The 8,968-nt window shown below is 58.5% G+C and carries 8 protein-coding genes and 2 pseudogenes; all 10 read right to left on the bottom strand.

Annotated elements, in window-relative coordinates; genetic code table 11:
- Positions 1–229: 229 nt before the first annotated feature.
- Positions 230–595: a transposase gene (locus ACEWPM_RS19565; protein ID WP_393964115.1), complete on the bottom strand. Its 366-nt coding sequence runs from the start codon at positions 593–595 to the stop codon at positions 230–232.
- Positions 596–704: 109 nt separating this feature from the next.
- Positions 705–971 (bottom strand): IS110 family transposase, encoded by a 267-nt coding sequence (locus ACEWPM_RS19570; RefSeq protein WP_393964116.1) that lies wholly within the window; start codon positions 969–971, stop codon positions 705–707.
- 35 nt (positions 972–1,006) lie between these two features.
- Positions 1,007–1,319, bottom strand: a pseudogene (locus tag ACEWPM_RS19575) (transposase); the annotation flags it as partial.
- A 290-nt stretch (positions 1,320–1,609) separates the two neighbouring features.
- Positions 1,610–3,508: a TRAP transporter permease gene (locus tag ACEWPM_RS19580; protein ID WP_393964117.1), complete on the bottom strand. Its 1,899-nt coding sequence runs from the start codon at positions 3,506–3,508 to the stop codon at positions 1,610–1,612.
- Positions 3,509–3,544: 36 nt separating this feature from the next.
- On the bottom strand, positions 3,545–4,477 hold the full coding sequence (locus tag ACEWPM_RS19585) for a TAXI family TRAP transporter solute-binding subunit (RefSeq protein WP_393964118.1): 933 nt from the start codon (positions 4,475–4,477) through the stop codon (positions 3,545–3,547).
- Positions 4,478–4,530: 53 nt separating this feature from the next.
- Positions 4,531–5,025 (bottom strand): annotated as a pseudogene (locus ACEWPM_RS19590) (IS110 family transposase); the annotation flags it as partial.
- Positions 5,026–5,176: 151 nt separating this feature from the next.
- Positions 5,177–6,130 (bottom strand): ABC transporter substrate-binding protein, encoded by a 954-nt coding sequence (locus ACEWPM_RS19595; RefSeq protein ID WP_393964119.1) that lies wholly within the window; start codon positions 6,128–6,130, stop codon positions 5,177–5,179.
- A gap of 58 nt (positions 6,131–6,188) precedes the next feature.
- Complete coding sequence (locus ACEWPM_RS19600; RefSeq protein WP_393964120.1) at positions 6,189–6,965, bottom strand: ABC transporter ATP-binding protein; 777 nt, start codon at positions 6,963–6,965, stop codon at positions 6,189–6,191.
- 28 nt (positions 6,966–6,993) lie between these two features.
- Positions 6,994–7,773 carry an ABC transporter permease gene (locus ACEWPM_RS19605; RefSeq protein WP_393964121.1) on the bottom strand — a complete coding sequence of 260 codons (780 nt, stop codon included), beginning with the start codon at positions 7,771–7,773 and terminating at the stop codon, positions 6,994–6,996.
- Positions 7,766–8,566, bottom strand: coding sequence for an ABC transporter permease (locus ACEWPM_RS19610; RefSeq protein ID WP_393964122.1), 801 nt, complete (start codon positions 8,564–8,566; stop codon positions 7,766–7,768). The genes ACEWPM_RS19605 and ACEWPM_RS19610 overlap by 8 nt, the downstream gene beginning before the upstream one ends.
- Positions 8,567–8,968: the final 402 nt, after the last annotated feature.

The following is an 8,968-nucleotide window of genomic DNA, read 5'->3' on the forward strand; positions in this document are numbered from 1 at the left end:
AATAATACATGTTGACAGAATGCGCCGTTTTACTGTCAAAATTGAAAGAAGGCCCTATTATATCCTTGATTAAATCCTTGGCTCGCGAGACCCTAAGAACTGTATTTCTCAGGTGGCATGATTGGTCCATTTCAGACGAGATCTGCAAAGCGCGTTCGAGATTGTGACGAGCTTTCGAGCAACTGCTGTGATGACAACCTTATGTGGTTTTCCGGCGACGCGAAGACGGTCAGCAAAGTTCTTCAAGACTGGGTTGTGATGGCTTGGCGACAAGGGCCGCCTGGAACACAACGTGTCGCAACCGGCGCCGTCCTCCTCCAATGGCGCGCTTGCCGCTCGAGACGCCGCTGTCATGTGCGATTGGAGCCAGACCCACGAGCGCGGCGGCCTGCTCACCCGAGAGTTGGTCGAGCTCGGGCATCTCGGCGATCAGCATAGTGCTGGTGACGGGCTCGATTCCGGGAGCGGGACGCAGGATTCCGGCAGTCGTAGCCAGTTCATCATCAGAGGCCATGGCCTGCTCAATCCGCACCTCCAACTCTGCAATCTGGCGATCGAGAAGGTCTTTCAACTTGGCGTCCATGGCATCAAACATATCCGCCGATCCCAGCTTCCCATGTGCCTTAATCTGCGCCAGAAGCCGTTTGCGGATCTCGACGAGCTGCCCATGCCTTGACGTCAAAACCCTGAGGAGGCGCAACTTTTCATGTGGCAATACGCGCCCGCATCAGGTCAAACATCATGAACCGCGCGATGAGCTCCGCGTCGCCCCGATCCGTCTTGGCCCGTGTGCCCCGGCTCGGGGCGAAAGACTTGATCTGGGCGAATGGCAATTTTCGGGCCGCGATCCCGGCAATGTCGAGGGTGGACCATAACCGCCATTCCTGCCCGCCAGTGGTCTCGAAGCAAACGAGTGCGTCCAGTTCGAGAGCGAGTTGAGCGACTTGCTCGTGACCTTCAACCTTAAACATGTCACGCTTTAGTGTCGTCCCAAATGCTCGTTTCTGGTCGCGGTGCGGTGTGCTTTGAGGTAGGTCGCGTCGATCATCACAGTCTTCTCTTCGCGGTGTTTGGCAGCGAGCCCAGCCATCATCCGCGCGAAGATGCCTTTCTCGCTCCAGCGCTTCCACCGACTATAGAGCGTCTTGTGCGGGCCATAGGCGACAGAAGCATAACGCCAGCGCAAGCCATTGCGGTGGATGAAGATTATTCCGCTCAACACACGCTTGTCGTCAATACACTGGCTTCCCGTGCGATTTCGGAACGAAGGGCTCCAGACATGCCATCCGCGCGTCGGTCAGCCAGAAGAGATCGCTCATATCACAGCTACGTTTTTAGAGCCGTGAACCACGCAGTGCGACCGAAATCAATGCATCCTGACCCTAAGTCTCACGAATTACGATGCCACGACACCTGGCGTCTAAGGCGAGATCGCCTTCGTAAACAAAATGTTCGGTGTGGCGGCCTGAAGGTCGCCCCAAGCCCCAAAGAAGCGTGCCGTCAAGATTAATGCAAGAGTGTCGTTCCAAGGCTCGGTCATTGGCAAAGCGATCACTGCAAGATCAATTGGCTCAGGACAATGCTAGCGTCTGCGACAGAGCCCGGTCCTTTACTGGTTTCGTGTTGTCTTTCGTTTGGTAACAAGTGGCAGCCGTATGAACAAGAGCGTCGCCATCAAGACAAATCCAACGGCATTTGCAGCCGCTGCCCATGTCCCCAAGGGGGCCGGTAGCAACAGCGCCGCGCCGGCAAGGCAGAATCCGGCGCGCCAAAGCGGGCTCAATGGTTCGGCAAGAAAGCCAACCGCGCCGATTGAAATGGAAGCGGTACCCATTATGGCAGTCAGTGCGGCAATAGTGACGTGAAATGTGTCGCCCTGCAGCAGAAGCGCCGGCGAAAAGGCGAACAAGATCGGAATAACATAGGCCACCCACGCCATGCCCACAGCACAAAAGCTGGTCCGCCAGATGCCCGCCCCGGCGATACGCGCAGCGGTGATTGACGCCAACGCCACGGGAGGTGTCAGCATCGACATCATGCCGAAATAGAGAATGAACAGATGCGCCTGAAGCCCGTTCAGACCGACCTCCATCAATGCGGGGGCCAACAACGTGGCCAGCACGACATAGACCGCGACGGTCGGCATCCCCATACCGAACACAATCGAAATCACGGCGACCAGCAACAGCAGCAGAAAGGTGTTGCCACCGCTTGCCTTGATAGCGTCGGACGCAACGGAAAAGCCCAGACCCGTCAGGCTTACCAGCCCGATTATCATGCCCGCTGCGGCGGTGATCAGCAAAAGCGGCGCGGCGGCTTTGCCGGTCTGCACCAGCGCCTCGATCAGATCGGCTGGGCGTAGGCGCTTGCCTTCATAACTGCGAAAGGTTGCCACGATGGCAAGGCACGCCAATGCGGCGAGAGCCGCCAGCTCGGGGCGCGTCTGGCTAGTAAACAGCACGGCGAACATCACAAGGAACGGAATTGCGAAATGCGCCCCTTCGGCCAGCACTCCGCGCAGAGGCGGCATGTCGGCGCGTTCCATCCCCTTTATCCCGTCGCGCGCGGCGAGCCGGTCCACCTGCATCATCAGAGCCGTGAAATACAGGATGGCAGGCAGTGCGGCGGCGGTCGCCACCTCAAGGTAGGGAATTCGCAAAAAATCGGCCATCACAAACGCTGCGGCACCCATGACCGGCGGCAACAATTGCCCGCCGGTCGAGGCGGCGGCTTCGAGAGCGCCGGCCACGGGCGGCTTCATACCCGTCCGCACCATCAGCGGAATGGTCACGATGCCGGTGCCCGCAACGTTCGACACCGCATTGCCGGAAATCGTGCCGAACAGGGCCGATGCGCCGACGGCGGCCTTGGCGCTGCCGCCACGATAGCGGCCAAAGGCGGCAAGGCTGAGACGAGTCATGTATTCCCCGCCACCTGACAGGCGCAGCAATTCGCCGAACAGAACGAACGGTATAACGATCTGAACAGCGACACGCAGCGGCAAGCCAAGAATGGAGTTGGCGTCCACCAGCATGTAGATGGCCCAGCGGTCGGGCTGGGTTGTGGGCAGACCCAACGCTGCGCCCCACATCGCCAGCGCCGAAAAGATCATTATGATAACTACAATCGCAATGCCCAGGGTGCGCCAGACCAGAAACATCAGACCCGCAATCACCGTCATTGCGACTACGATCAGCCACAGTGGGCGCATCATCGCCATAACCTGAAGCTGCGGGAACCGCCACGCGATCAGCGCCATCATGCCTAGCAAGGTCACCCCGACGATCAGCCCTATGGCCATCTGCGGAATGCCAGATCCGCAAATGGTCAATGCAGTCAAAGCCAGTGCTAGGCCAAGCGCAAGCGCAAGCGGCTGTTCGTCGAAAAGTGCCACCCCGAATTTCGCCGGAATATCGAGCACCCAAAGCAGCGATACCGCCACCAAGACCACGCCCAAAACAGCAGCCAGCCCGGCCAGCGCCTTGGAAAAGGCATCTTGTCCAGGCATGCTGTCAACTGTATTCGAACCGGTGTTCACGGCAGATTAGTGACCCAAAGCCGCGACGGCGGCCGGATGATACGGCAGATCGTATTTCCGCGTCATATTGTCCTCCGAAAGCTCTGACAGGACACTATGCTTGGCACCAATTTCACCCGCGTTTTCCCGTAGGATAGAGACGATTTCCGTTACCGTTTCATCGTCCAGACCCGCGCGCGAAACAAGCGCATAATCATAGGCCATGACATCGGTGTCACTGTCCATCCCGACAACGCCCGCATCCCCCGACATGGGCAAAACGTACGCTTCTGGCGCGATGGCCTGCATACGAGCAACCGCCTCGACTGACGAGTCCATCGGCAGCCACGCTATACCGTCCAGCGCCGCGTCCGCCTCGACTACCTTGCCGGCTCGCAGTGCAAACAGGGTCGCGTCGACCTTGCCATCGATCAGCGCGTCGACGCCAGCCCCCACGCTGGTCACCGGCACGGGCACGATATCGTCTTCGGTCAGACCGCCATTGGCCAGCGCGCCCATGACATAGGGTTGCAGACTGGCCTGCGCGGGCAGACCCCAAGCGACCTTACGCCCCTTGAGGTCGGCAACCGTCTCGATGCCGCTTTCCTTCGTGACCATCAGAGCAACGGGACTGGGCAGCAGGGGTGCAACGATCACCAGCTTGTCCTGTGCCATACCTTCGAACGGGCCACTCCCGCGCACTGCATCAGCTAGGTCGGGCATCACAACCGCCGCCATGTCGAGCTCTTGTGTCCCTAACAAGGGCAAATATGCGGTCGCGCCGCCAAATGATTGCACGCTCGCGTCAAATCCGCCCCGGTTGGACAATTCCACCGCCAATGCAGCATTGACACCGTAGTTTTGCGAGCCTTGCTGCCCGGCGCCAAAGCGCAACTCCTGCGCGAAAGCACCCGAACCGAGTATCACGCCCAAAGTGGCGATACCAAGAATTCTGTTCATTGCATTCATGTCGGTTTTCCCTGTCATGTGACCTTAATGATGCCCAGATCGCAGTCTGGATCTTCGATAATTGTAATAAGCTCCGTCGCGTTGGCCACCCCCTGTGGCACGACCTGTCCGAACTTGCTCAAATGCCCTCGAAGTGCATTGATGGCCTGAGTCCGGTGCCGGATCAGAAGCTCGCGCACGCGAAACACCATCGCCGCGTCCTGCGTCTCCTCGCTCTTAACAGGCACGAACCGCATCGTCGCTGCCTCGCAGATCGCCCCGGCATCGGCCGCATCGTTTTTCTGGCGCTTCACGAAAGGCTTCACGTAGGCAGGCGGGATGAGCCTCACCTCATGTCCAAGCTTGCCGATTTCCCGGCCCCAAAAATGGGAGCCGTCGCACGCTTCCGTCGCAACCACACAGCGCGGCAGTTGGCTGAAAAACTTCAGAACCTGCGCGCCGCAACTTCTTGCGCAGAACCGCTTGGCCTGCGTAGCCAGCTCCATGTATCTGGAATACATTTTTCGCAGATCGAGCCCGACCGTGATAATCTCCGACATGGCCGTCCTCCTATCTGGATAATCCCAGACCCACCTTGGCACATTGATGCCGTCGGGGAGCAATCACATCATCAAAGCCATTTACAGGCTCGATCTTGGCGCACCTTGTATTTTGAGTCTTTCCGGGAGGGAGGCCCGCCCGGAAAAGGCCTTACTCGGCGGGCGTCCAGACCAAACCTTCAAGGTCGATATCCGCCTCCAGCACGCCTTCTGACGCAGCAGCATCAACCCAGAACTGCATCTCGCTGGAATCAACTGCCGGATTCCAAGTGCCAAGCGGCATGACCTGCACGATCTCCGCAGGAATCTTAGTGTTCCCGGCAATGCTGTCGCGGGCGATTTGGGGATCGTCATTAAAGTCGGTAATCGCCTTGTTTATCGCTCCGACAAAGGCGCTCACAAGATCTTCGTTCTTCTCAATCCAAGGTGTCATGGCGACGACACCCGAGAGAACTGCGGGAGATTTCACTTCGGTGAAAAAATTGCCCAATACAGTGGCACCCTCGGCTTTAGCCAACGTCACGAAGGGTTCGACCGCGCCGACCACGGTGACTCCGCCAGAACGGGCAGAAGCGAGCATCTCGGGAAAAGGAATTTCCCGGAACTGAACTGTGTCGAGGTCAACACCTTCTTGCCGCAGCCATGCGCGCATCATGGTCCAATCGGTGTTGTAGCTCAGATTTGTGGCAACCGACTTCCCCTCAAGATCGGCGGCGCTCTTCACCTCGGGATCAAAGGTCAGTGCAGCATGGACTGGACTTTCCGATGTCTGGGCAAAGTTGAACGACACATAGGTGGCCGGAATGCCGGCATTGCGAGCGTTCAGCACACCAAGGGCGTCCGAGATTCCAAACTGGAGGCTACCCGACTGAAGCGCCGGGATGATCTCGCCGCCGCCAGCCATGGTCACGAGCTCAACCTCAAGGCCGGCCTCAGCGAAATATCCCGCGTCGCTTGCGTGCCATAAGTATGAATAAACGCCTACAGGGATATACCCCACGCGAATCTGGGTCAGATCCTGCGCTTCGGCGCGTTGCGGGGCGGCACCGAAGGTAGTCGCCGCGAGGGCTGCAGCTGCAGCCATAAGTTTCAGTGTCTTGATCATTGGAAGGCCTCTCTCTGTTGAATAATTTAGGAGATCTTTTCTTGGTATTAGAGACGGCCTAGACGGCCGCCCCAGCTTGCCGTCGCACCGATGTGTAGACGTGGTGGCGGAACTCGAGAAAACGGGGGCTTTCCTTGGTGGAAAGCTGATCGCGGGGTTTTGGAATATCAATATTGACTTCCTCGACGACGCGGGCGGGACGTGTCGAGAGCACGACCACCCGGTCGCCCATGAACACAGCTTCTTCGATGTCGTGTGTCACAAGTAGCGCTGAGATGCCGCGGTCAGCCACCAACCGCATCATCAGGTCCTGCAAGTCGATACGGGTCTGCGCATCGACCGAGGCGAAAGGCTCGTCGAGCAGCAAAAGCCTTGGCGAGGACACGAGCGACCGTGCCAGTGCGCAGCGTTGCTGCATTCCGCCAGAGATTTGCCAAGGATACAGGTCAGCTGCATGACTAAGGCCAACGGCCTCAATAATTTCGTCAACCATGTGGGCCTTCTGGCCTTTTTCCCGCTCGCGCAGGCCAAACCCTACATTTCCCCGCACCGTAAGCCAAGGAAAGAGGCTGCGGTTGTAGTCTTGAAACACGATCGACATCCAGTCAGGCGGACCGCTGAACTGTTGGCCGCTATGACTGACCGCGCCTTCATCAGGCAACATCAGCCCAGCAAGGCAGCGCAGCAGCGTGGTCTTGCCACAGCCCGAAGGCCCCACCACCGACAGGAATTCGCCTTCGCTCTGTACAAAGCTCACGCCTCCCAGAACGGGGGTCGCGGCGCTTGCATAGGCCTTGGTGAGACCTTCGGCATTCAGCAGCGGTGGTGTTGTCATGGCTGTCTCCGTCTTGATCAGCGCCCGTTTATTCATTTGTTCCCTGCCTCCATCCGACATGCCAAGCGAGCATTCGGCGCTCGACTTCGAGCAGCGCCAGCGTCAACAGCATGCTGACCGTTCCTATAGCCAGCACACCACCATAGACACGGGCGCTCTGAAACAGTCGCTGAGCGCGCAGCATGGCAAAGCCGATGCCGTTGTCAGCGGCCATCAGTTCCGAGATGATCATCATGATCAGCGCCATTCCTAATGCGATGCGCAGTCCGGTGAAGATCGCCGGAAGGGTGGCAGGCAGGATCACCCGAAGCGATACATTCCACGGGGCTAGGCGTTCGACCCGCGCCACGTCGAGAAACAACGGTTCAAGCCGCAGGATCCCGTCAAGCGTTGCCAGCAGCACAGGGAAGAACGCACCAAAGGCAATGACAAAGATCCGCATTCCATCGGTCGGGCCCAGCACCACCAGCGCGCCCGGCAGGATCGCCACGGCGGGAATGAAACGCAGGAACTCAAGCGTCGGCCGCGTCCACGGGATGAGTCCTTTGGCTTGTCCCAACATCAGGCCAATAAATGTACCGAGGCCTGCGCCAATGCAAAAACCCACAAGCAGTCGGTAGAGACTGGGCCAAAGCGCCTGCGACAGGAGCGGAGGCTTGAAATAGTCAATCCATGCATCGAGTATATGACCCACGCGCGGGAGATATGGGGCGGGGTAGGAGACAGCCGCCCATTGCCATAGCCCAATCAGAGACATGATGAAGAGGACTTGTACCAGCAGAGAGGCGAGACGAGCGCGGTCAAACATTGTGGTCGCCACTCCATGGAAACAGCCAACGCTCGCCGCGCAGGAAGATCATGTTGAGGCACTGCCCCATCAACCCCGCAGCAAAGACCACGGCCCACATCTCGGTGATCTGCCCCGAAAGCCGTGCTGATTGCAGAGCCCCCCCGAGGCCAGGGCGACCGGTTAACATCTCGACGGTGATCGACAACGCTAGGGCGATCGCAGCCCCAATGCGCGTACCCGTTGCAATAGACGGCAGCGCCGCGGGCAGCACGATACGCAAAATGCGCGCGCCCTGCCCCAGCCCAAAGACCCGGCCCACATCGTGGTATCGCGGGTCTATTCCTTCGACACCCTGTCGGGCGCTAAACAGGATTGGCCAAATACTAGCAAAAACAATAAGTGAGACCTGCATCGACATACCGATCCCTAGCACCATCAGTGCAACCGGGATCAGTGCGACTGAGGGGATGGGCCGCAGAAACTCAAGCGCTGGCCGACTCGCCCGCTCCAGCCAAGGCACCAGTCCCAGGAGTATTCCGGACGCAGTCCCCAAGATCAGTGCCACCATCAGCCCTAAAAACCACGACATCAGGGTCCAAAGCGCGGCAACTACGAGTGACCCGTTCGCGACTTGTTCGACGAAGGAAACCAAGATGGCATTGACGGATGGCAAATCGCGCGGATTGACCATGCCGCTTGCGCGCAGTGCCTCCCAGAATAGCACGAGACCGAGTGCACCAATCAGCCCCTTGCTCACGCGCGCACTGTGAAATAAAATCATGCGGTGTTTTCTGATATCCATATCAGGCATTTCCCGGGGAACCTTTCGAAGGAACGTGGAAATTGCATGACAGATGGCCGCGCATCTCTTCGTGTATGGTCTCACCATACAGCCGCCGGGTCAGGCATTCAGGTGCGGGCTTCCCCGCCAAACCGAACCGGCGCCTGTCCTCAGCAATTATGCGGCGCGGAGCCCTAAAATAGCTATGAGAATATTCTGTGGCACGCGCACTAACGTGGCAAACAGATTCTCCCCCCACGCCGTGAACCAAGATTTTCGTCGCGATCACCAGCTCTTCGAAAACGGTTTGCTGTGTAGAGGTGGTGATCATTGTCGTAATCTCCCTGAGCTTTGTGGTCCCGGCAGGTCATGGTGTGGACCGTCGGGACCACGCAGTCCTATTTGTTTTCGTAAAGGCCGACGATGCGGTTC

The organism is Roseovarius maritimus, assembly GCF_043355895.2.
In the GTDB taxonomy this organism is placed as follows: Bacteria; Pseudomonadota; Alphaproteobacteria; order Rhodobacterales; family Rhodobacteraceae; genus Roseovarius; species Roseovarius maritimus.

What these genes read in the sequence shown, in the direction of transcription:
- ACEWPM_RS19605 (WP_393964121.1), bottom strand. Translation starts at nt 7,773, where the DNA reads ATGTTTGACCGCGCTCGTCTCGCCTCTCTGCTGGTACAAGTCCTCTTC.
- ACEWPM_RS19595 (WP_393964119.1), bottom strand. Translation starts at nt 6,130, where the DNA reads ATGATCAAGACACTGAAACTTATGGCTGCAGCTGCAGCCCTCGCGGCG.
- ACEWPM_RS19585 (WP_393964118.1), bottom strand. Translation starts at nt 4,477, where the DNA reads ATGAACAGAATTCTTGGTATCGCCACTTTGGGCGTGATACTCGGTTCG.
- ACEWPM_RS19565 (WP_393964115.1), bottom strand. Translation starts at nt 595, where the DNA reads ATGTTTGATGCCATGGACGCCAAGTTGAAAGACCTTCTCGATCGCCAG.
- ACEWPM_RS19600 (WP_393964120.1), bottom strand. Translation starts at nt 6,965, where the DNA reads ATGACAACACCACCGCTGCTGAATGCCGAAGGTCTCACCAAGGCCTAT.
- ACEWPM_RS19570 (WP_393964116.1), bottom strand. Translation starts at nt 971, where the DNA reads ATGTTTAAGGTTGAAGGTCACGAGCAAGTCGCTCAACTCGCTCTCGAA.
- ACEWPM_RS19580 (WP_393964117.1), bottom strand. Translation starts at nt 3,508, where the DNA reads ATGCCTGGACAAGATGCCTTTTCCAAGGCGCTGGCCGGGCTGGCTGCT.
- ACEWPM_RS19610 (WP_393964122.1), bottom strand. Translation starts at nt 8,566, where the DNA reads ATGCCTGATATGGATATCAGAAAACACCGCATGATTTTATTTCACAGT.